This window comes from Sphingomonas sp. S-NIH.Pt3_0716, assembly GCF_003950715.1.
Lineage (GTDB): Bacteria > Pseudomonadota > Alphaproteobacteria > Sphingomonadales > Sphingomonadaceae > Sphingobium > Sphingobium yanoikuyae_A.
This window is the reverse complement of sequence record NZ_QLJK01000026.1, coordinates 49,534-71,341: the sequence shown is the minus strand read 5'-3', so window position 1 is coordinate 71,341 and position 21,808 is coordinate 49,534. Positions and strand designations below refer to the sequence as shown.

General features: G+C 61.3%; 20 protein-coding genes and 1 pseudogene. 19 read left to right on the top strand and 2 right to left on the bottom strand.

The genetic code is table 11. The features are described 5' to 3' along the window. From BRX37_RS19615 to BRX37_RS19585, 8 genes and pseudogenes are all read left to right on the top strand, one after another. Positions 1–795, top strand: coding sequence for a polysaccharide biosynthesis/export family protein (locus tag BRX37_RS19615; RefSeq protein WP_100206924.1), 795 nt, complete (start codon positions 1–3; stop codon positions 793–795). A gap of 192 nt (positions 796–987) precedes the next feature. Further along, the gene (locus BRX37_RS19610; RefSeq protein WP_125988852.1) at positions 988–2,133 is read left to right on the top strand and encodes an AAA family ATPase; all 1,146 of its coding nucleotides are present in this window, start codon (positions 988–990) and stop codon (positions 2,131–2,133) included. Positions 2,134–2,190: 57 nt separating this feature from the next. Further along, positions 2,191–3,513 (top strand): exopolysaccharide biosynthesis protein, encoded by a 1,323-nt coding sequence (locus BRX37_RS19605; RefSeq protein WP_318276788.1) that lies wholly within the window; start codon positions 2,191–2,193, stop codon positions 3,511–3,513. Beyond that, on the top strand, positions 3,510–4,220 hold the full coding sequence (locus tag BRX37_RS19600) for a P-loop NTPase family protein (protein WP_125988848.1): 711 nt from the start codon (positions 3,510–3,512) through the stop codon (positions 4,218–4,220). Before BRX37_RS19605 ends, BRX37_RS19600 begins: the two co-directional genes overlap by 4 nt. A 34-nt stretch (positions 4,221–4,254) precedes the next feature. Then, a pseudogene (locus BRX37_RS27390) lies at positions 4,255–4,722 on the top strand (glycosyltransferase family 4 protein); the annotation flags it as partial. 36 nt (positions 4,723–4,758) lie between these two features. Continuing rightward, a complete protein-coding gene (locus BRX37_RS19595; protein WP_318276792.1) occupies positions 4,759–6,150 on the top strand; it encodes a WecB/TagA/CpsF family glycosyltransferase in 1,392 nt (463 codons plus the stop codon). Further along, positions 6,140–7,204: a glycosyltransferase family A protein gene (locus BRX37_RS19590; protein ID WP_125988844.1), complete on the top strand. Its 1,065-nt coding sequence runs from the start codon at positions 6,140–6,142 to the stop codon at positions 7,202–7,204. The genes BRX37_RS19595 and BRX37_RS19590 overlap by 11 nt, the downstream gene beginning before the upstream one ends. A gap of 194 nt (positions 7,205–7,398) precedes the next feature. Then, positions 7,399–8,217 carry a polysaccharide pyruvyl transferase family protein gene (locus BRX37_RS19585; protein ID WP_318276787.1) on the top strand — a complete coding sequence of 273 codons (819 nt, stop codon included), beginning with the start codon at positions 7,399–7,401 and terminating at the stop codon, positions 8,215–8,217. On the opposite strand, the gene BRX37_RS19580 is transcribed toward BRX37_RS19585, so the two are convergent. Beyond that, positions 8,175–9,179, bottom strand: coding sequence for a glycosyltransferase family 2 protein (locus BRX37_RS19580; RefSeq protein WP_318276786.1), 1,005 nt, complete (start codon positions 9,177–9,179; stop codon positions 8,175–8,177). The genes BRX37_RS19585 and BRX37_RS19580 overlap by 43 nt on opposite strands. A gap of 236 nt (positions 9,180–9,415) precedes the next feature. Here BRX37_RS19580 and BRX37_RS19575 point away from each other — a divergent pair, with 236 nt between their 5' ends. The 5 genes from BRX37_RS19575 to BRX37_RS19555 all read left to right on the top strand — a co-directional run bounded on the left by BRX37_RS19575 (position 9,416) and on the right by BRX37_RS19555 (position 14,901). Further along, the gene (locus BRX37_RS19575; protein WP_318276785.1) at positions 9,416–10,438 is read left to right on the top strand and encodes a glycosyltransferase; all 1,023 of its coding nucleotides are present in this window, start codon (positions 9,416–9,418) and stop codon (positions 10,436–10,438) included. Next, positions 10,435–11,559 carry a GumK N-terminal domain-containing glycosyltransferase gene (locus tag BRX37_RS19570; RefSeq protein WP_125988838.1) on the top strand — a complete coding sequence of 375 codons (1,125 nt, stop codon included), beginning with the start codon at positions 10,435–10,437 and terminating at the stop codon, positions 11,557–11,559. Before BRX37_RS19575 ends, BRX37_RS19570 begins: the two co-directional genes overlap by 4 nt. Then, positions 11,552–12,823, top strand: a complete 1,272-nt coding sequence (locus tag BRX37_RS19565) for a polysaccharide biosynthesis protein GumE (RefSeq protein WP_206434186.1) — start codon at positions 11,552–11,554, stop codon at positions 12,821–12,823. The genes BRX37_RS19570 and BRX37_RS19565 overlap by 8 nt, the downstream gene beginning before the upstream one ends. Next, positions 12,820–13,917 (top strand): acyltransferase family protein, encoded by a 1,098-nt coding sequence (locus tag BRX37_RS19560; protein ID WP_125988836.1) that lies wholly within the window; start codon positions 12,820–12,822, stop codon positions 13,915–13,917. The genes BRX37_RS19565 and BRX37_RS19560 overlap by 4 nt, the downstream gene beginning before the upstream one ends. Positions 13,918–14,286: 369 nt before the next feature. Then, entirely contained in the window at positions 14,287–14,901 is a 615-nt protein-coding gene (locus BRX37_RS19555) for a mannose-6-phosphate isomerase (protein WP_318276784.1), read from the top strand. An 18-nt stretch (positions 14,902–14,919) separates the two neighbouring features. On the opposite strand, the gene BRX37_RS19550 is transcribed toward BRX37_RS19555, so the two are convergent. Next, positions 14,920–16,080, bottom strand: a complete 1,161-nt coding sequence (locus BRX37_RS19550; RefSeq protein ID WP_318276783.1) for a nucleotidyltransferase family protein — start codon at positions 16,078–16,080, stop codon at positions 14,920–14,922. A gap of 167 nt (positions 16,081–16,247) precedes the next feature. Between BRX37_RS19550 and BRX37_RS19545 the strand changes: the two genes are divergently transcribed. The 6 genes from BRX37_RS19545 (at position 16,248) to BRX37_RS19520 (ending at position 21,770) form a co-directional block, all read left to right on the top strand. After that, the gene (locus BRX37_RS19545; protein ID WP_004212599.1) at positions 16,248–16,388 is read left to right on the top strand and encodes a lasso RiPP family leader peptide-containing protein; all 141 of its coding nucleotides are present in this window, start codon (positions 16,248–16,250) and stop codon (positions 16,386–16,388) included. 72 nt (positions 16,389–16,460) lie between these two features. Continuing rightward, positions 16,461–16,760 carry a PqqD family protein gene (locus tag BRX37_RS19540; RefSeq protein WP_004212598.1) on the top strand — a complete coding sequence of 100 codons (300 nt, stop codon included), beginning with the start codon at positions 16,461–16,463 and terminating at the stop codon, positions 16,758–16,760. After that, positions 16,744–17,178 (top strand): lasso peptide biosynthesis B2 protein, encoded by a 435-nt coding sequence (locus BRX37_RS19535; protein WP_125988834.1) that lies wholly within the window; start codon positions 16,744–16,746, stop codon positions 17,176–17,178. Before BRX37_RS19540 ends, BRX37_RS19535 begins: the two co-directional genes overlap by 17 nt. Then, entirely contained in the window at positions 17,175–19,064 is a 1,890-nt protein-coding gene (locus BRX37_RS19530; protein ID WP_125988832.1) for an asparagine synthase-related protein, read from the top strand. Before BRX37_RS19535 ends, BRX37_RS19530 begins: the two co-directional genes overlap by 4 nt. 1 nt (position 19,065) lies before the next feature. After that, positions 19,066–20,028, top strand: a complete 963-nt coding sequence (locus tag BRX37_RS19525) for a hypothetical protein (protein ID WP_318276781.1) — start codon at positions 19,066–19,068, stop codon at positions 20,026–20,028. Further along, a complete protein-coding gene (locus BRX37_RS19520) occupies positions 20,025–21,770 on the top strand; it encodes an ABC transporter ATP-binding protein (RefSeq protein WP_125988828.1) in 1,746 nt (581 codons plus the stop codon). Before BRX37_RS19525 ends, BRX37_RS19520 begins: the two co-directional genes overlap by 4 nt. The last annotated feature ends 38 nt before the right edge of the window (positions 21,771–21,808 follow it).

Here is a 21,808-nt window from a genome sequence, read left to right as displayed (position 1 = left end):
ATGTTCTTACCCCGTGCGATGCGAAACCTGTGCAGTTCCCTTCTTCTGGCCGCGCTCGCCAATCCCGTATTGGCCGGCGTCGACAACAAGGAAGCGGTCGCTGCCTATGTCCTGGGTGCCAATGACGAAATACGCGTCTCGATATTCGGCGCCTATCCGATCGAGGTCAAAACGCGGATCAAGGAAGATGGGCGCATTACCCTGCCGAGCATCGGCGACGTGGTTGCGGAGGGATCCACGACCAACGCCCTTGCAAACAATATCCGCCGGCAATTGCAGACCGGCGGATATTTCGTCGATCCGATCGTCAATGTCGAAGTCGTGAGCTTCGTCAGTCGATCGGTCACGATGTTCGGCAACCTCCAGAACCCTGGACTCTACCCCCTGGATCGGCCTCAGACGATCGCGATGATGCTGGCGCGCACCGGCGGCGCCCGCGCGGACGCGGCGGACTATGCGATCCTGCAACGAACGGGAGAAGCGGATCGCCGGATTGCGCTCAGCGATCTCGACCCGCAAAGCGGGACCGGTCAGTTCCTGCGCGCAGGCGATTCCATCTTCGTGCCGAAGGCAGAGGAGGTCTTCATCTACGGCCAGGTGAACAAGCCCGGCCGCGTCGCCTTCGAAACCGGCATGACCCTGCGCCAGATGCTGGCCCAGGCCGGCGGGCCGACTTTGGGCGGATCGGAAAAGAAGATCACGCTGCACCGTGGCACGGAGATCATCAAGAAGGCCAGTCTCGATATGCTGGTCAAGCCTGGTGACGTCTACACCGTCAACGAGCGGACCTTCTGAGATGCGATCCGGTATCCCGATAGGAGGCATTGCGTGAATATCTTCACCAGAATTGCCCGTTGGCTCCGACGAACGCCCGAGCCCGAGCGTCACCGAGAAGCGCCTGGCCGGCGTTCCCGAGCTACGGGCGGCGTGCCTGAAAATGCGCAATCGGCCGGTGCTGCATCCATCACACCATCTACAAATGCAGCCATGTCCGCTGACGCTGTCCGATCAGCGATACGCAAGGGGTTCAATGCGACCCAGCCCGTCACGGCCGCCCGCCATCTTCATGGCCGGCAGCAGGAGATGGACCTGCTGGTGGAGGGGGTGCTGGACCGCGGCAATCATGCGATGATCTTTGGCGGCCGCGGGACAGGCAAGACGTCGCTGGCGCGCGTCTTCGCCAATGTTGCCGATAATCGCGGCTATCTGGTCTTCTACATGGCATGCGAGCCTGGGCAGGATTTTACCAGCCTGATCGCACCGTTCCTCGATGCGGCCCGCGGGAACCTGCCGCGCTCACCCGCGACAGATGCGCCGATCATCGTTGGACCGCGCGATGTCGTGGAAGCGCTCGCCGAACATGGGCAGCGAAAATTCATCTTCATCCTCGACGAGTTCGACCGCATCACCGATCCGGCTGTTCTTGGCGAATTGTCGCGCACCATGAAGCTGCTATCCGACGCGGCCCTGCCGGTTCATATTCTGGCGGTCGGCATCGCGTCCGGATTGAGCCAACTCATCGAAGGCCATGAATCGCTGCGACGGCACATGACAGCCGTTCCCATCGTGCGGATCGACACGGCCGCCGTGTTCGACCTGATCGATCGCGGCGCCGCCCAGGCCGGCCTCAACTTCAGCGATGCCGCGCGCGAGACAATTGCCCATGTCGCATGCGGCTCCCCCTATCATGTCCGCCTGTTCTGCGCGCTGGCCTGCCTGGAAACCCTCAGGCAGCGTAAGACAGTGGTCGAAATGCCGGCAACGCTCGCGGGGATGATGCGGGCGGTCGACGACTGGACGATCACCAATCCGACAGATGCTGCGCTGTTCCATGAGGCCATCGATCTGGGCGCTGGCCATTGGCCGGTGATCGAGCTGCTCGTCCGCGCCGCGATCATTCCTCCCGGACTCGCACCGGAACAGCAGGCGCCGCATATCGACCGCGACGGTCCGGTCCTAGATATCCTGCGCCGGGCCATGCACGCCCGGCCGGGCAGCACCGCCCTCATGTTTCGGGACAGCCTCGCCCCCCAGTTCCTGCTCGGCATGTTGTCTGCCAGCCGCCACGGCGACCACCTGACCCGGCGTGTCGTCAGCCTTGTAGAAGGGCAGCGCCAAAGCGCTGCATCGTAAGGGACCGATAGGATGTACATGTTCGACATAACGCGAGCCATCCTGCAGCGTTGGAGGATGGCAGCCGCCATCTTCTGCTGCGTCATGGCGCTGACGGTCCTGTGGATTGCGATCACGCCACGCGAATATCGCGCGACCGCCACCTTGTTGTTCGACAACCGCGCACCGGACCCGACCGGCGGCAAATCGAACGAGGCGACCGGCGAATCCATGCTCGCGACGGAGTCCAGAATCCTGCAGAGCGAGGTGATCGCCCGCAAGGTGGCCGAGCGGCTTGGCCTTTTCAAAAATCCGGCCATGCGCGCACGTTGGCAGGAGCAGACAAACGGCAACCAGAGTTTCGAAGGCTGGATCAGCCGCAGCGTCCAGTCGGGTTTGCAGGTTTCGCCCAGCGCGACCGGCAATACGATCGACGTCTCCTACCGCAGCCTCGATCCACAGCGTTCGGCCTTGATGGCCAACAGCTTCGCCCAGGCCTTCAATGATGCGCGCCTGGGCATCAGCAACGAATTCGCCCAGCGCTTTGCTGCCTGGTACAAGAAACAGATCGCCGCGTCCGAACAGCGCATGGAAGATGCGCAGGCACGGCTCGCCGATTTCCAGCGCGCCCATGGGATTGTCGCCACTGGCGCCATCGATGCGGAAAGCACGCGCCTCAGCGAATTGTCGTCGAAACTGTCGTCGGCCGAAGCCGTTGCTGCGGAGGCCCGGTCGCGCGCGGCGGGCGGCGCCAATATGCCCGACATTCAATCGAGCGGGGTGATCCAGGGGTTAAGGGCGCAGATCGCAGCCAAATCGGCGGAAATCAGCCAGATGGCTGCCGAACTCGGCCCCAATCATGCGACGATGCGTGCCGCCCAGCAGCAGTTGCGCCAGATGCAGGACAGTCTGGCTCAGGAAACCGGTAAGATGTCGGGCACGCTGGCGGCGGCCAGTTCGGCGGCATCGGCCAATCAGGGCACTATGCAGGCCCTGCTCGACCAGCATCGCGGGCGCATGCTGTCGCTCGCGGCCGATCGCGGCAAGCTCGCCGTGCTGGAAAGCAATGTGGAATCGGCGCGCAAGGAATATGAGGCGCAGACCGAACAATTCTCGCAGTTGCATGCCACCAGCACGGCTCCGTCGCTCAACATCGTGCGGCTCGACATTGCAGAACCGCCGATGATCCCCAACGCGCCCAATATCGGCGTGCGGTTCCTGATGATGACGATGGTGGCCCTCATGCTCGCAATCGGCTCGGTCATCCTAGCCGAATGGCTCAGTCCGCGCATCCGCAGCCGTAACACCGTCACCTATCTTACCGGCGTGCCGTTGCTTGGTCAGGCAGACCTGCGCGTCAACGGCAGGCAACTCCGTATCGAAGGAGGCAATTGGTCATGAGGCTTCGCTCGACTGAACCGGTAGAGGATGTCTATCCCGGCCTGCCGCCGACTTACGATGGCGATACGCGCGAGGAAACGGCGACTGTCCACGCCAATGTCGATCCCGCGATTGCGGTGATCCACGCTCCCAGCGCAATGCTGGCGGAACAAGCGCGGGACATCCAGTCAACCCTGTCTGCAATGCGCCATCCCGACGGTCGCGCGCCCGGCTCTATCGCGATCATCGCAATCGAGGCGAGCGAGCAGGCGGCCATATTGACGGCAAATATCGCCGTATCGGCAGCCCTGAGCGGCCTGCGCACCTTGGTCGTCGACATGGAGCATTCTGGCTTCGTCCAACATCGCTTGCTTGGCATGAATGCGCGGACCGGCTCGCCGGACGACATGGATGAGCCATTTCAGCTGGTCCAGCCGAGCAGTATCCGGTCGTTGTTCGTCATGGCCGCGCCCCAGCAGGATGGCTGCGCCATCGACGGCAGTCCGCTTGCGCCACTGTCGCAACGCCTGTCGTCGCTGACGGCTCACTTCGATCTGTGCCTGGTCGACGCCAGCCATATCGACGATCTCGCTCATGCGGCAGGCAGCGCCGATTGCGCGATCGTTGCGGTCCAGCGCGATCAGACATCCACCAGCGAGCTCAAGGCCGTGATCAACAAGATGACCATGCTGAACACGGTGCTGATCGGCACCATCATGCTGATCTAGCGGTCAGCGATCGTCGGCACCAAGGGGGTCTGATATGAAAATCGCCCATATTTCCCGACAATATCATCCCGGACTCGGCGGGCTGGAAAGCTTCACCAGAAATCTGTGCCGCGAACAGGCTCGCGCCGGGCACCAGGTCAGGATGATCACCCTGGACCGCATCTTCGACGGCGACGACGCGCCCTTGCCACGATGCGAAATCATCGACGATGTAGAGGTGGTCCGGATACCCTATCGGGGTGGACGTCGCTATCCGCTCGCACCATCCGTGCTGCACCATCTGGACGATTGCGACATCGTCCATGTCCACGCCGTCGATTTCTTCGCCGACTATCTGGCGCTGACCCGGCTGCTGCACCGCAAACCGCTGGTCCTGTCCACGCATGGCGGCTTCTTTCATACCGGCTATGCCCGTCGATTGAAGCAATTCTACTTTCACAGCATGACCCGCCTTTCACTGGCTGGATATCGGGCGATCATTGCCTGCAGCGAAGCGGACTATGAGACGTTCGCCAAGGTCAATCGTCGCGCACTTACCTTGGTCGAAAACGGCGTGGACACGGTCAAGTTCGCCGGTCTTGCGCAATCGCCTTCCGCCGAGCATCGCTTCATCTATTTCGGCCGGATCGCGCCGAACAAGCGGATCGACCTGTTGATCCGCTGGTTTGCGCATCTGCATCGGCTGGACCGCAAGGCCCGGCTGATCATCGCGGGAAAGCCGATGGGTGTCACCTTCGCCGATCTACAACAGATCGTCGAACAACTCGGCTTGGGCGATCTGGTGGAATTTCATGATAGCCCCAGCGACGAGGCCCTGCAGGCACTGATTGCCCGGAGTACCATCTTCGCATCGCCCAGCGCCTATGAAGGTTTCGGTATTTCCCTGATCGAGGGGGTGTCCGCCGGACTATATCCGGTCGTCAGCGACATTCCGGCGCATCGTCGCTCCTGCGTCAAGCTCGATATCGGCAGCCTGATCGATTTCACCGATCCGTTGTCCGCTGCCCGCACCCTGCAGGACATTCGCAAGGCGCAGCAACGCTCACCCTCCCCCACCACTGCCGCAGGTCTGCTCGCTTATGGTTGGCCGGGCGTGAGCGCCAGGATCTCGGCCATCTACGAACATATTCTGGGACGTCAGACCCGCCAGATCGGGCCGCTTCGCCTTGCCGTTCTTTCGGAGAGCGACGCGCTGAAAGCCGTTTCCGATCTGATCAGGGACCAGTCGCCGCGCGTGGTCGCATTCGGCAATGCCCATCTGATCAACCAGGCACGGCGGGTCGAGGGCGTTGCTGCCGCGCTGAACGACGCGTTGGTCCTTAATGACGGCGTCGGCGTCGATATCGCAAGCCGCCTCCGCTACGGGAACTCCTTCCCGCACAATCTGAACGGCACGGACTTCATTCCCCAGTTGCTGGAGAGCTACCCGGACCGCCTCCGGCTATTCCTGGTAGGCGCAGCCCCCGGCATCGCGGAACGTGCAGCCGCCATTCTGGAAGAGCGTCATCCCCATATTCGCATAGTCGGCACGCTCCATGGCTTCTTCGACCCGCAAGAGGAAGAGCATCTGAGCCGCCATATTCGGGAAAGCGGCGCGGATCTGGTAATCGCAGCGATGGGGAACCCCCGCCAGGAATTGTGGGCGGCCAAATGGGCATCCCATATCGGCCGCCCCATATTGTGCGCGGGCGCCCTGCTCGATTTCACCGCCGGCCATGTCCCGCGCGCGCCTGTCTGGCTGCGCCGCATGCGCATGGAATGGATCTTCCGGCTCATGAACGAACCGACCCGACTGGCAGGCCGCTATTTGCGCGGCAATGTCACCTTCCTCATGAATGCCATCCGTGACGCCAGGGGTGGCTACTCGGACGGGCCGATCCCGCCGTCATCGCCCCACTCCCACGCTGTCCGCAACGCCGATGCCGCCTGATCCCGTGCCGCCCTACCCAAGTGAACTGCGGGTCGTGCGCCGGATCGCGGTCATCATCCCCTATTTCCAGCGTGAACGGGGTATCCTGCAGCAGGCCCTCCGCTCGATCGTTGCGCAAACGTTCACCGCGCCCACCGAGGTGGAACTCCTCATAATCGACGATAGTTCGCCCATTCCGGCGCAGGACGAACTGGCAGACATGGAATTGCCACCCTGGCTGAACCTCCGGACCGTGCAGCAATCGAACGCAGGGCCCGCTGCTGCGCGCAATCGCGGCCTTGATCAGATCGGACCCGACATCGACTATGTCGCCTTCCTGGACTCCGACGACAGTTGGGCGCCAGATCATCTGCAACAAGGCGTGGACGCGCTCGAATTGGGGCATGATTTCTATTTCTGCGACAGCGCCATGCCGCCGTCCAGCCTGTTCGCCTCGCTGACACTCTTTGCGCAGGGCGCCAATGAGGATGCGTTCGAACCCCTGCCTCTGGGCGGGCAAATCTATCGCCTGCAGCCCGACCGCGCGGGGCAATTCATGGTTCAGGAATATCTCTGCCAGACATCCGCCGTAATCCTGCGCCACAGGGCGATGCGCGATCTCCGGTTCGAGGAACGGCTTCGCTATGCCGGCGAAGACTGGCTGATGTGGGTGCGGCTGGCGCACAGCGTTGAGGGGATCTGCTTCTCCAAGCTGGCCAAGGCCCAGCGTGGAGAAGGTATCAATCTCTATCGCGATGCGCATGAGCGGCTTGGTGCCAAAAATCTGCGCCGCCTCATGTCGATGGTGCTCGCCAATCGCTTGATGAGGGTCACGCCGGGCATCAGCGCCGCTGCCGCGCGCCTGACCGACCAGCGCATCATGATCTTGCGCCGAGAGATGGCGGCGATCCTGCTTCACCCCCGTGTCTATCAGGGCCTGAAAAATGGTGAGCAGCGTCGCATCATCCTGGATGCCTATCGGCTCATGAACGTCTCGCTGCTGCCATTATGGCGCGACATCATCATTCGAAAGATGCGCTGGCACAGCCCCTGCCTGGACGAGGCCATGACATGAAACTCTTCTATTATCGCGCCAAGGAAGGGAATTTTGGCGATGACCTCAACGGCTGGCTGTGGGAGGAGCTTGCTCCCGGCCGTTGGTCCGACGAAGCCGATACGCTGTTCTGCGGCATCGGCACGATCATCGGCAATCATATGCCGCCTGCATCGCGGATCAGAATTTTCTCGAGCGGCTTGGGCTATAGGCCTGTGCCCGAGGATTTCTCGACCGATCGCTGGGATGTGGTGGCGTTACGCGGCCCGCTCACGGCGCGGGTCCTCAACCGCCCGGATCGGGCGATTGCCGATGGCGCGCTGCTGCTTTCCACGCTGGATCGGCTCAAGCCCCTACCCGAAGCTGAGCGCGGCCGGCCCATCTTCATTCCCCACTACGAGGCGATGGATGAAGGCGACTGGGCTGCGGCCTGCGCTACCGCCGACGTCAAGCTGGTGGACCCGCGGCAATGCGCGCATCAGGTCATCGACGAAATCCGCCGGTCACGTCTGGTGATCGCCGATTCGATGCACGCAGCGATCATCGCCGATACGCTGCGCGTTCCCTGGATTCCGGTCTCCAGTTCGGGAAGGATCAACAGTTTCAAATGGCTCGACTGGTCGCTTTCCCTCAACTTGCCCTATGAACCGCGAATATTGCCTACCGCGACGTTGGACACTGCCTATCGCGACGGAGTCCGGCGCCTGGTCGGTGAACATTATCGCCTCGCGCATCCTGATGCAGAAGGCGCGCTCGCGCACCAAAGGCAGATGACCCGTCGTGAACAGCGGCCCTGGTGGATGTCCGTGCGGCCAAAACTGAAACATCATCTGCTCGCCCTGCCCCGGCGTCTGCCACAACCACCCGCGGTCGCGCGGCGTATCGCCACATGGAACCGGCGGCAACACAGCCGCATCGCCTCTGCACTTGAACAATTGAAGAATGAGGCGGGATTTCTGAGTGACGATCGGATCTTTGCCAACCGCGTCAATCAGCTCAGCGTCGAGTTCGACAAGCTGGTGCGATCGGGCTGAGCGATCCGCGCCATCTGCGCGCGATGATACCAGCGACGGATCAGATGGCGTCCCAGCATGGGCCAGTTGCTCCAGTCCGTCATCATCGCCTCCAGCAATGCCATCGGCTTGCGTGCGCGAAGATGCGGATAGACGCGGTTCCAGCTATGCTGCTGCCTTATGGCGCTGGCGCGACGAGCCAACAACCGTGACAGAACACGATCATCGCGAACGCGGGGCAGATCCAGCATGGCAAGACTATGGGCACGCATTGCATCCAGGTTCAGTAATGTCCGGGATTGCCCCGATCCCTGATCCGAAATGGAGCCCTGCCGCTGAGTGAACAGATAATGCGGCTCTGCACTCAGAATGAAGCGACCGTCCGCCAGCAGGCAATCGATGATGAAGGCGAAATCTTCGCCGTGCCGCAACTGGGGCGGGTAGCGCAGGCAACGGGTCGTCAGGAAACGGCGACGAAAGATCGGCTTGAGCTGGCCGAAATCGAACGGCGAGCGCCCTGTGATCGCGTTGCGGACGAATTCGGCCGGTCGGATATGCCGGATCGGCTGCGCTGTCCGCGACAATGCCGTGCCGACGACTGTTCCGGCGTGCCAATCATAGAAAAACAGATTGTCCGCGACTAGGTCCGCGTCATGCCGATCGCCGAGCGCGGTCAGATGAACCAGCCTGCCCGGTGCGAACGCATCATCGGCGTCCAGTATCGCGATCCATTCGCCGCGCGCGACCCCAATCCCCAGATTCCGCGCGACCGAAGGGCCACCATTGGCCTCGCTTAGCACCAGTCGCACCCGTGAGTCCTGCTCCATCAATCGTTCGGCGATTGCCACGGTTTTGTCGCCGGACGCGTCATCGACGATGATCACCTCCACCGGAAGTTTCTGCGCAAGCGCAGATTGCACCGCGCGATCCAGGCTGTCCTCGGCGTTGAACGCCGCAATCACGACACTGACAAGTGGGAGCACAGGAGCAATCGCGGGATTTTGCATAGGTGTTATGCCTTACTCGAAAGCGATAATAAGCTTCGATATACCAATCGATGAAACCGCAACGAATTGAGGAATTTCACCTAGTGGAATTATCTGACACACCCAACGTTGCAATATACAGAAGAGGCTTCCTTCCTCTTTCTGAAACCTTCATATCAGATCACATCCAGGGACTTAATAGATATAATCCGATCATAATAACTGAGAACATATTGAACGGCTACTCTATTAACGGTCACACTCCCCATCTGTTACATCGCGCTCAGGCGGGCAAATATGAAAAAGTCTATAATCGGCTTACCGGCCGATATCGCCATGTCGGCGATGTCCTGTCGGCTCCCTCGACGCGATTGATCCACGCGCATTTCCTGCAGGATGGGGCGAACATCCTGTCCCTTGCCGCGCGACGGAACATCCCACTGGTCGTCACCGCCCATGGCTATGATGCAACGGTGACCGCGCGCGAACATGCGCGCCGGACCGAGGGACTTTGGTATCTGATGCTCAAGCCCTTCCTTCTGCGTTACGCCCATGGCATCATCTGCGTATCCCAGTGGATCAAACAGTGCCTGCTCGAGGCAGGCTATCCCGACCACAAGCTGCGCGTCATTCCGCTTGGCATCGACACGTCCAGCCTGCCGCCGCCACCCGCCGCCCATGGCCGCCGGGGCGCCCTCTTCGTCGGCCGTCTGGTAGAAAAGAAGGGGGTCAATTTCCTGCTGGATGCCTGGGCTAAGTTGCCCGAACGCATTCGAAGCGAACCGCTCACCATCATCGGCGACGGCCCCCTGATGCCCACCCTGGTCGCCCAGGCCCATCGGCTTGGTATCCAGCCGCATTTCCTGGGCGCACGATCTCGCGCGGAGGTCTTCGCGGCCATGGCCCGTCACCGCATCTTCGCGATGCCGAGCGTGCGCGCGGCAAACGGCGATTCCGAGGGGCTTCCTATCGTGCTGATGGAAGCGCAGGCGATGGGCATGGCGGTGATCGCGTTTGACGATGGCCCGATGCGCGAAGCGATCAAACCCGGCATGACCGGGTTGCTCGCACGATCGCGCAACAGCCACGACTTTGCCGACCATTTGCAAACGCTTCTCGGCGCGCCGGACCTGTGCGGCGATTTTGGCCGAGCCGGCCGGTCCCATGTGGCCGCCAAGTTCGACCTCCGCAACCGCGTAGCCGCCCTGGAAGACTATTATGACGAGATCCTTGCCAGCACGGAGGCCCGTTCATGATCGGACAATCCGCCGCAAAGCCACAGCCGGTTCACGCCGAAGGACGCCGCGTCCTCATCATCTCGCGCCATGACTATCGGACCCGGCGCCGCGCGAGCGTGCATTTCGTGGCGCGCCATATGGCGCAACAGGGCCATCAGGTGACCTTCATGTCGATCGGCTATAGCTGGCTGTCGCGCCTGCGTGGTGACAGCCGGGCCGATCTGTTTGATCGCGCCAATGCCTGGGAACAGGTGGACGGGCTGCAAGCCTATCTGTGGCGCAGCGCATGGCATCCGGTGAAGTTGCCGGTCTCGGGCAAGGTGGAATCCTGGCTTTACAGCAAATGGGCCAGAAACCGCTGCACCGCGCTGGACGAAGCGGCAGGCGCGGCGGACATCATCATCGTCGAATCCGGCATTGCGCCAGCATTGCTGAAGCGCATCCGAGCCGTCGCACCCTCGGCACGGATCGTCTATCGGGCCACGGATCTTCTATCCACCGCCGGCGTGCCTGAATGCATTGAAGACATGCTTTGGCAATCGGAGGCCGATATCGACCTGATCGTGGTCGTCGCCCGCTCCATGCTCCCGCATTTCGAGGCCTTCAGCTGCCCCAAATTATTCATTCCGCATGGCGTCGATACTGCTTTGCTCAATCAGGCAACAGACAGTCCCTACGCGACCAAGCGCAACGCAGTCACAGTCGGATCGATGCTGTTCGATGCCGGGGCGATCCGCACCCTCGCGCTGGCGCGCCCGGAATTCACCTTCCACACCATCGGATCGCCCAAGAGCGTCTTTCCGACCAATGTGATCCAGCATGACGAGATGCCTTTTGCGCAAACGCTGCCCTATCTCCAGCATGCCGATGTCGGGATCGCGGCCTATCAGCGCGCGGCTGCCGCCGCCTATCTCGCGGATTCCAGCCTCAAACTCCTGCAATATAAGGCAATCGGTCTGCCCGCCGTTTGCCCCGATTTCGCCGTTGGCGACCATGCCCTGCGCTTTGGTTACCGGCCTGATCACCCGCAGGAAATGGTCGAGGCTTTTGATCGGGCACTGAACGCTGGCCGCAGCCCGGTGGCGAGCAAGGATTGGAGCGATGTTGCCGCCAGGCTCGTCGAGGCTTCTCTTGGCTGAGATTGCCCTTTCTCTACCGGCTCGCGCGCGGCGCGAAGCGGTGCATCGACGCAGCCTGATCCATGACAGGCTCGTCAACTATGTCGCCGCCGGACTGCTTGTCGCCACGGTCCTCTTCAATCCGGCCCTGGCCTGGGTCAACGCGCATCTATTCCCGATGACCGCCGGCATCGTGTCCGCCGCGCAGGGCAGCATCGTTCTGACCGCGCTGCTGGTCGGGACCATGCAACCGGTCCAACATAGTTTTCGGTGGCTGGCGCTGACCTGGATCATGGTCCTTTCGGTGCTGCTGACGAGCGCGATCAAGGGATATTTCGAACCCAAGATCCTGGGCGACATATTGTTGATCCCGGCCTTCATTCTGCTTGGAACCCGCATTGAAGGCGCGTTGCTGCGTCAGACAATGTTGTCGTTGCAATTGCTGATCATGTTGGTCGGCCTGTGGGAACTGGCGAGCCCTGGCGGCTTTGGTTCGACCTTTCGCGTGATCGACTATTATGTACAGACCCGTGGCTATGACGCAGATGCCTTCTGGGCCGGCGGCGACCTGTTTCTCAGTTCGGAACGTCCCGGCGGCCGCATGCTGCTCGATGGCCTTGGCCTGCATCGCGGATCATCGCTGTTTCTGGAGCCGGTATCGCTCGGCAACTGGGCGATCGTCGGTACCATCTTCACGGCGGCGATGTGGCGTTCTCTGTCGAACGGCGCGCGACTGTTCATGCTGGTTTCGACGGCGGTGCTGCTGGTCACTTGCGATGGCAGGCTTGCGCTCAGCGTGATCCTGCTCTTCTGCCTCTATCTGCCGATCAGCGCCTATGTTCCGGATCAATGGAGCGTCGCCTATCTGCCGTTGCTGCTTGTCGCATTGGTCGGGGGCGAAGCGCTGGGAATTTTGGCGGAGCATCAAGACAATCTTCCCGGACGGCTCAGCGTCGGGCTCGATGCGCTGCGATCGATGGACCTTGACCAGTTGTTGGGCATCCGCGCGGATCGGGTCCGGTTCGATGACGCCGGCTGGGCCGATTTCGTCCAGGCCCAATCCGTGGTGATCGCGATCGGGCTCTGGTTGGCACTCGCCTGCAGCAGCTTCGGCCGCGATCCCGGCAACCGGATGGCAAAGCATGGCATTATGCTCTTCCTCGCACTCTGCCTGCCCATCAGCAATTCACTGCTGTCAATCAAGACAGCCGCTCTGATGTGGGTCGTCTACGGCTTCTGTTACGCCCGCGGACGCCTGACGCGCATGGAAGGAAACGCCGCATGAGCCCTGGCCGTCATATACCGGCGCTCGACGGCATCAGAGGCTTTGCTGCCCTGCTCGTCGTATTCTGCCACTTCCGCACGTTCGGCTATCCCGAACTTCTGCATCCGCGCGCCGGCGATTATGGCGTCCTGCTGTTCTTCACGCTCAGCGGCTTTCTCATGGGCCATCTCTACCTCCCCAGATCGCCCGACCGAGATGCGTTGGCATCCTACGCTGCGGCGCGCATAGCCCGCATCGTGCCGCTCTACGCCTGTGTCTCGCTGCTATCCTTCCTGATCTATCGCTTCGTCTACGCCGATTTCATCTATCCAATCGGACTGATCGAACTGGTCCGGCAGGGAACATTCACCAGTACCGTATCGGTCTTCTGGTCGATCGGGCCGGAGTTCCAATTCTACTTTCTCTTCCCGGCGATCTGGGCGGCAACCCATGCGAACCAACCGTTACGCGGCTGGCTATATGTGCTGATCGGGCTGATCGTGGCAGGCTGCTATGCAGCGAGCCCTTGGCTGCCGGGCATCTTTGCCCTGGCTAAGATGCACATCTTCATGACCGGAATTCTCTGCGCAGTACTGGTCCGACAGATCCCGGAAGACCGCATGACGCGATTATTCCCGCCGCTGCTGCTGTTCACCGCGGCCTTTATCTGGGTCCTCATCGCACCCCCTGCTTCAGTCAGCGCATGGGTATTCCCGCCCGTGACCAACGATCCGAAACACATCATCTACTATGCAGACCCTTTGAAGATCGTTGCCTGCGCCTTGGTCATTCTGGGCACAGCAATCCGTCATCCGTTCAACGACATGCTATGGGGCAATCCGTTGATGCGCCGACTGGGTGCATATAGCTTCTCGCTCTATCTGCTCCACATGCCCATCCTTCAATTGGTTCGCCTCGCCGGGCCTGCATGGGACATCAGCATGCCCATGCAGATCCTGATCGCGACAATCTTGTCCTTGGCCGTCGCCGGCCTGTCTAACGAGATGTTTGAACGCCCCGTAGGCAATTGGGTCCGTCGCAAGCTGACCGATGCCCTGAACGGCCATGCCGCGACACGACCGTTGCCGTTAGCGGCAGAAAGCCCTTCTTCCTGACCAGTCAAACAGGCGCGGCCAACTGGAAGAATGGACAAGCTTGTCTTGCGCAATCCTGCCAGTCGATTAGGTGTTCGAACGGATTTCAATCCGCTGCCAATCAATCACTCTCATGAACTCATTCCTTGCGGGAGACGAGCATGAGACCTCGGAGGCAATCGATCGCCCTGCGAAAAGGTACAACGCAAGGCATGCCCGATGCCAAGTATTAAGCTTCAGCCAAATTTCGTGGAAAAGATCTGGGGAAAGGACGTCGTCCCTAACCACCCTGTCGACAAATTGGGCAAGCGCATCGGCGAATTGTGGTTTGGATCTCCGTCTGGAACCAGGCCCCCGCTACAGGTTAGGTACATCTATACCAGCGTTAGATTGTCGACCCATATTCACGCCCACCGCGAATCCACCGGCCAGGAAGAATGCTGGTACATTCTCGAGGCGGAGCCTGCATCGATGATCGGCATCGGCACGATCGTTCCGCTGAAACAGCCGCTGCAGCACCATGCGGCGGAAATTGAAGCATGGGCGCAGTTCATCGATTGGCGGCCGGCTCGCGCCGGCGATTTCTATTTCGTGCCGGCTGGCACCATATATGCCATTGGCGCCGGCATATCTCTTGTCGAAGTGCAGCAGAATATCGACCTGACCTGCAATCGCGATGGACATGACCGCACTCGCGACCTTGAGACGAAGGCGACCGCCGGAGATCTGCAAACCGAGCAGCGCCCTGCTGTTGCCCTGCATCGTCCACTTGGCTGCAGCGGCGTCCTGCTAGATGATGGGCCTTTCGGTTTGCGACTGGCACATATGCAGGGCGGAGACGCGCTGCACGTGACCAACAGCGGCCTCGCCTGGTTCATTCCGTTGCGGGGGCGCGGGGACATCGATGGCCTGACCTGGCGGGCGGGGGAGTGCTGGTTGCTGACCCAACCCACTCCCCTGATCCGCGCGGCCAGTGACACCGACTATCTGTTCGCAACGGTGTAATGCTTTTTTGCGGAGCGATCAGCCCGATGCGGCAACAGGCGCAACATGGATAATGGTGGGATCTTCCTTCGGCCATCCCGGTATCTTGCGCGCTGCCTTGGACGCCAGGAAGCTGCCACCGACCCACATATATGTTCCCAGTTTCTGGCCGGCTCGCCGGTCATCGCATAGCCGCCACAGCAAATGCCGCAAGCGCGGCCAGGCAATGGACGGATCATCGGGCGTGAAGACGGCCAGGGACAAATCCGCGCCAAATAGGTCCGAGATCGGCAGTGGCTCCGCAAATTCCGGTACTTCCAAGCCGAACATGCTTTCGGCACAGGCCAAGGTGATGCGCAGGCTATGCTCGATATTCTGCTCCGTTGCCCGTTGATGCAAAATCGCCAAGGCCGCATGATCGAGCCCGGCAATTGCGGCGCAGAAATCCAGAAGATAGGCCGCTGCGTGGCAATGCTGGGTCAGAGACTTCACGAAGCTCAGGCTTGCTAACAGGATTTCGTGGATTGGCGATATGCAGGGAACCTTCACCTGCCCCAGTTCCTGATCCGCCGGCTCACGCAGAAACGCGCCCACGTCCATGGGGTGCGGACAACCCGGCTGCTGGAGCCGGTGATGAACGTCGACCGTTGCCTGGTTCGGCGAACGCGAGAAGAAATGCTGCTCTCCCAGAAAGGCGCGCCACCAGATACGATCACATTCCGCGGGCAGGAAATAACCTGCCCCCTGGAGAAGCGCAGTGCAGCGACGCAGATCACTGCGATCGATCAGGATATCAACGTCCGATGAGGGGCGATGAAAGTATCCGCCATAGATTCTTCTCTGCGCAAGCGGGCCTTTGAAAACTATAAATCGCAGCTCATCATGGATTAGAGTTTTAGATATATTGGTTATTGTAGCGATGTTCACGCCGTTCATCGCGAGCGTCAACTTCCTGAACCTATCTTCCTCGCGCGAGAAGGCGTCCGGAATATCCTGCCCAGCGGCGCGGAGCCCGGCACCAAGGTGCAGCAGAAGTTTACAGGATTTCCCAACCATTATGATGTCCGCCCAATCGTCCGCGTCGATCGCCGGAGAAGGGGGGCTAACGATCATCTGCGGAACGGACAGGGCCACATGGCACCTCACGATATCCACGATTTTCCGTGCCTTGCGGGAGGGATCTAACAACACATCAGTCACGCCTTGAATGTTAGCTTATGCAAAACATTGCCCTACAAAGTTAAATCATGGCGATATGTGTTTATACCTATAGGTGTTACCGCGGATGGATTGGAATTTGACTTAAACATTTACTTACGATCAATTTATATCCGCTGAATGGTTCAGCAGATGATGAGGAGTTGAGTATGGAAAAGGAGTCTTATGAATCGCCCGAGCTCGTCGAACTCGGCTCGTTCGAATCGCTGACGCAGGGCACGTCCTATGGCGAAAGCCTGGACGCGACCTTCCCGGACGGTACGCCGCGCGGCGAGCTCACGTTCTCCTGACAGGGTGGACGCCCTTCTCGGACAGAGGGGGCGTCCATTCTCCTGCAAGGCCCTTGGAAGCGGGGAAGAAAGATGACGATCGCCTGGCCATCCGCGACAATCGTGGCAGCAGATCCCAACATCGTGTTTTGCGACCTGGACAATGAGAGAGTTCTACTGGACCTGACCTCCAGCCGCTATTTCGCGCTCAATCGCGTCGGCGTCCATGTCTGGGAAACGATCGCGACCCCCACCAGTGTCGGCGCGTTGCAGGACAATATCGAACAACGCTTTGACGTCCGACCGGAACAGTGCCGCAAGGATCTGGAGAGCCTGTTAAGCAACCTGTCGCAGTTCACATTGATCAGCGTCCAGCATGCGCCGGCGTCCTGATCGCACTTTGGCAGGGCTGCTGCTGGCACTGCTGCTGCCGGTCGCACTGCCTGTGGTATTGGCTGTCCGCCTTGCCCTCAGCCTCACCAGCTATGCGCGCCTGTGCGAATGGTTGCCGCAATCCACTGGCCAGCGCAATCCGCTCTGGGTGCGCCAGGCCGCCCGCGCTGTCAGCATCGCCTCACGACTTGTTCCCGGCGCCACGTGCCTGACCCAGGCCGTGGCCACACGGACGTTGCTCGCCTGGATGGGACATGAAAGCTGGATCCGGATCGGTGTACGCCGCTCCGAAGATGGCAGCTTCCAGGCCCATGCCTGGCTGCTCGACCATCGTGCAAGGCCCATTATTGGCGGCAGACGACAGGACTTGGCCGGCTTCAATGTCCTGGCGGACCTGGATGGGCTGGTCCGGCAATGAATGCTTTTGCCGGCCTGTTCCACCGCGATAGCCGGCCGGCACGGCATTGGCCCGGCGAAGGCATCGCCTCCCTGGTATCACGCGGGGTCCGTTGCGCGATCGATAGCGGCCCGACGATTCTTGCCGGGGCTGGCATGGAGGCGTTGGACCATGAGAACCGGCGTCCGGGCCTTATTGTGGCCGCCGACGTCCGGCTCGACAATCGCGCGGAAATCGAGGCACGGCTCGGCCTTCCTCCCCGCCCCGCCCTCCCTGAAGCGAGCCTGATAGCCGCGCTGTACGAGCGCTATGGCGCAGACTGCGCCTCCATGTTGCTGGGCGACTTCGCCTTTGTGCTCTGGGACGAAGCGACACAGACATTATTTGGCGCCCGTGACCATTTCGGCGTCCGCCCGTTCTACTATCATGCTTCGCCCAGACTGTTCATGGCGGCGACAACGATTGGCGCGCTGCTCGGTTCGGAGATTTCATCCGCCATCGACGAAGTTGGTGCAGCAGATTTTGTCTCCGGCATAGTCGGCGATGCCCAGACGACGCTCTATCGCGAAATCCGGCGTCTGCCGCCAGGGCACGTCATCCAGGTCACACGCGACGAACTCACCATCAGCCGTTACTGGCATCTGGCGGCATCGCAGCCTCCCAAGGATGAGGAAACCGCCGAGCAGTTCCGGCACTTGTTCGAACAGGCGGTCTCGTGTCGGATCAGCGAACAAGCCGGCGTGCTGCTCAGCGGAGGGCTGGACTCCTCGTCCATCGCCATGATGGCATCCCGCTTGCGGGCGGAGGCGGCGGGACCGCCCGTGCCAAGCCTGTCCATGACGTTCGACACAAGTCCCAACTGGACGGATGGCCCGCACATAGAGGCCATTCTGCAAGCAGGGCGTTTTGCCCCCCATTTCCTGCCCACCGAGCATCAGGATCCGCTGCAGGAACTGGACATGATCCTGACCGAACAGGACGGCCCCTGCCTCGCCTACAATCTGGGCAGTTCACGACGCCTCTATCACAGGGCCCGGCAACTGGGGCTTCCCCGCCTTCTGGACGGACATGGCGGCGATGAAGTCGTTTCCCACGGGTTTGGGCGGCTGAACGAACTGGCGATGGAACGACGCTGGGCCACCTTGTTGCGCGAAGCACATGGCTTGGCCCATATTCTCCGTTGTTCGACCTGGCAGGCAGCGTCCCCCCATTTCGATCATATCGCGACGATACGGCGATTCCGGCAGAATTGGCGGCGCATCGTCGACCATGCGCATCCGCCCCGCACCTCACCGAATTTCACGACCGCGCTCGTCGCACCGGACCTCGCCCGTCGCACGGATATAGGTTTGCGCCGCACAGCGACAATGCCCAGCCGCTCGGCCTATCAGACCGAGCAGCAGCGCCACCTGTCGACCCTGACATCGCCACAACAACCCTATGCGTTTGAAGTGCTCGATCGTTCGGCCGCTGCAGCCGGGGTGCGGCTGTGCTTCCCATTCTATGATCGCCGTCTGGTCGAATTCTGCGTATCGCTCCCGGCCCATGCCAAGCTCGACAATGGCTATCCGCGCGCATCCCTGCGGAACGCCATGGCAGGCCTGTTGCCAGAGCCGGTCCGACTGCGGCGCGACAAGTTCAATTTTGCTGGCCAGTTGGGAACAGGCATGGCGCGTCACCGGGCATCCTTGCTGACGATGCTGGATGCGCAGGCTGACATGTTGGCGCCATTTGTCGACATCGATGTGGCCCGCGCGGCCATCACGCAGTTCGATCAATCCATGGCCAATGATGCCGCCCCCTTATTCGCTGCGTATCGGGTCGCAAGTCTGGGCCGCTGGCTTGCAAGACGATCCCGGCCCGCCGCTCCGAGGGCTAAATTTCACATCGTACATGCAGGAGGATGACATGAAGATGGGCCCAACGCCTCAGCCCGCCCTTGCCCCCGCCAGCAAGGCCTCGTCCCTTTATCGTGCCTTTGGGCTGACGATCGAATCGGATGTTCCGCTACCGGAACTGACGATCGCCCCGGCGGGATCTGTGCCCGACATCCGCATCATCTACAGCCGCGATCTGCCCTTGCCGTCGCGCGATGAGGGCGTGATCACGCAGTTCCGCACGGACGGGACGCATTTCCTGGCATGGCCCGACGTTGCGGCCTTCCAGTTCCACGGCCCCAACCTCATCGAGATTCAGCCCTATCCCGATACGCCGGTGACCTACCTCCCCTTTCCTCTGCTGGGGCCGATCATGGCGCTGGCGTTGCACATGCGCGGCTACATCACGCTCCACGCCAGCGCGATCGACCTGGACGGGCATGGCGTCATCTTCGTTGGCGACAAACTGGCGGGCAAATCCACCACCGCCGCAGCCTTCCTCCGGGCGGGCCATCGCCTGCTGACGGACGACCTCCTGGCGATCCGCGCCAACCCGGACGGCGCGCTCGAAATCCTGCCGGCCTATGGCCAGCTCAAGCTCGCGGAAGAGGCCGCAGACGCCATGCAACTGGCTGAAGCACAGCCGCTGCCATTGGTCTATCCCGGCTTTTCCAAACGCCAGCATCGCTTGATGGGCGATTTCCGCCATGATCTGCTGCAACCCGAACGCCTCTATGTTCTCGACCGCGTGGGGGATCAGCCCGGCCTCACCCGGCTTGCCGGAACCCAGGCCCTGTCGGCGATCCTGCGCTACTCCTACATAACCCGTTTCGGGAAGGCAGCGCTCTCGCCCGCCGACGAGGCCCGTCACATGCAGGGCTGCGCTGCCCTGGCCCGTTGCGTCCAGGTGGCAACGCTGCACGTCCCGCATGCCCTCAATCGACTGGAAGAGACAGTCGAACTCGTCCGCGCCGACTGCGAGGACCATAGGTGAGCCAGTTCCGTCAGATCAGCGACTTCGCACGCTTTTCCCTTGGGGGATATGGCCGACAGGCCTCCGTCATCCTGTTGCTGATCCTGATCGGCAGCATTCTGGAAAGCTGTTCGCTGCTGGCGATGATCCCGTTGCTGAAACTGATCGGCACCAATCATGGTGCGGCCCAGAGCAGCATTCAACTGCCCTGGATTGGCAGCATATCGCTTGGCTGGTTGCTGACGGCGATGCTGTGCCTCATGATCTTTCAGGCTTTGGTGTCGCGCCGCCGCCTCCTCCTCATGACCCGCACGATGCAGCAGGCGGTAGACGACATCCGCATGCGCCTGTTCACGGCCATCGGCTATGGTCGCTGGTCGCTGGTCGCGAACATGCGCGGGTCCGATCTCAACCATGCGCTCAGCAACGATGTCGATCGCATCCAGGTCGCGGTCTTCAGCCTCATGTCATTTGGCCAGAATATCATCTGGCTGACGCTCTACGGCCTGCTGTCCACGCTGATATCCTGGCAGATGACCTTGTTCGCCATGACCGTTGGCGCAGCGACCCTGTTCGGCCTGTACCCGGTGCGCCGGAAGATCGCCCGCCATGCGCAATCCATGTCGAATTCCCTGCAGGAACGGCAATATGTCGCGTTCGAATTCATCACCGGCATGAAGATCGCCAAGGCTTTCAACAGCGAACCCTATTATCTCCAACGCTTGGATCGGTTGCTGGAAACGCTGCGCGTCGGCACTGTCGAGTTCGCCCGGCTGACATCCAACAGCACCGCCCTGTTCCAGTTGGCAAGCGGTGCGGCCGCAGCCCTGTTCGTCTATGTGGCCTATGCCGTCATCGCGCTGCCCCTGCCGCAGCTGATGACGATGTTGCTGTTGTTCATGCGCCTCGCGCCGCGGTTCAACGCCCTGCAAAGCACGCTCCAGCAACTGCTCCTCTGCCTGCCAGGCTATGAGAATGTCGCCAGGCTGCTGCGCATCTTCACGGCGGAGCAGAACCGCACCGCCGGGCCGGAGCGCGTTCAAATGCCGCTCCTGACCCGGCATGTCCGCTTCGATCGGGTATCCATCACCCATCAGGGCACGGACACGCCGACGATCGCGAACATCGATCTGGAATTGCCCGCCGGCAAGATCATTGCCCTGGTCGGGCCTTCAGGTGCAGGCAAGAGCACCATAGCGGACATGCTGATGGGGCTGCTCGATCCCAGCGAGGGTCAAATTCTGATCGACGGTGTCAACCTTGCCCAGGATGATCGGCAATGGCGGTCCCAGATCGCCTATATGCCCCAGGATGTCTTCCTGTTGCATGACAGCATCGCAACCAATTTGCGCATCGGCAAGGCGGATGCGAGCGATGAGGAGTTGTGGAACGCCCTCGACGCCGCCAACGCCCGGCAGTTCGTCGGCGCCTTGCCCCAGGGGCTCGATACCGTGGTCGGCGATCGTGGCAGCCGTCTGTCCGGCGGGGAAAGGCAGCGCATCGCCCTCGCGCGCGCGCTGCTGCGCCATCCCAGACTGCTGATCCTGGACGAGGCGACAAGTGCCCTCGATATGGACGCACAGACCAAGATCGAAACCGCGATTGCCGGTTTGCGGGGCCATATCACCATATTGGCCATAGCTCATACGGCATCGCTCGTCGCACTTGCCGACATCATCGTTCATCTTGACCGGGGTCGGGTCGTGCAGGTCCGGACGAACAATCCGGTCAAGGACGAGGATGTCGTCGCCGCAGCGGAATAGCCCTCCCATAGGCTCCGACTCGCATCGCCATGGGCACC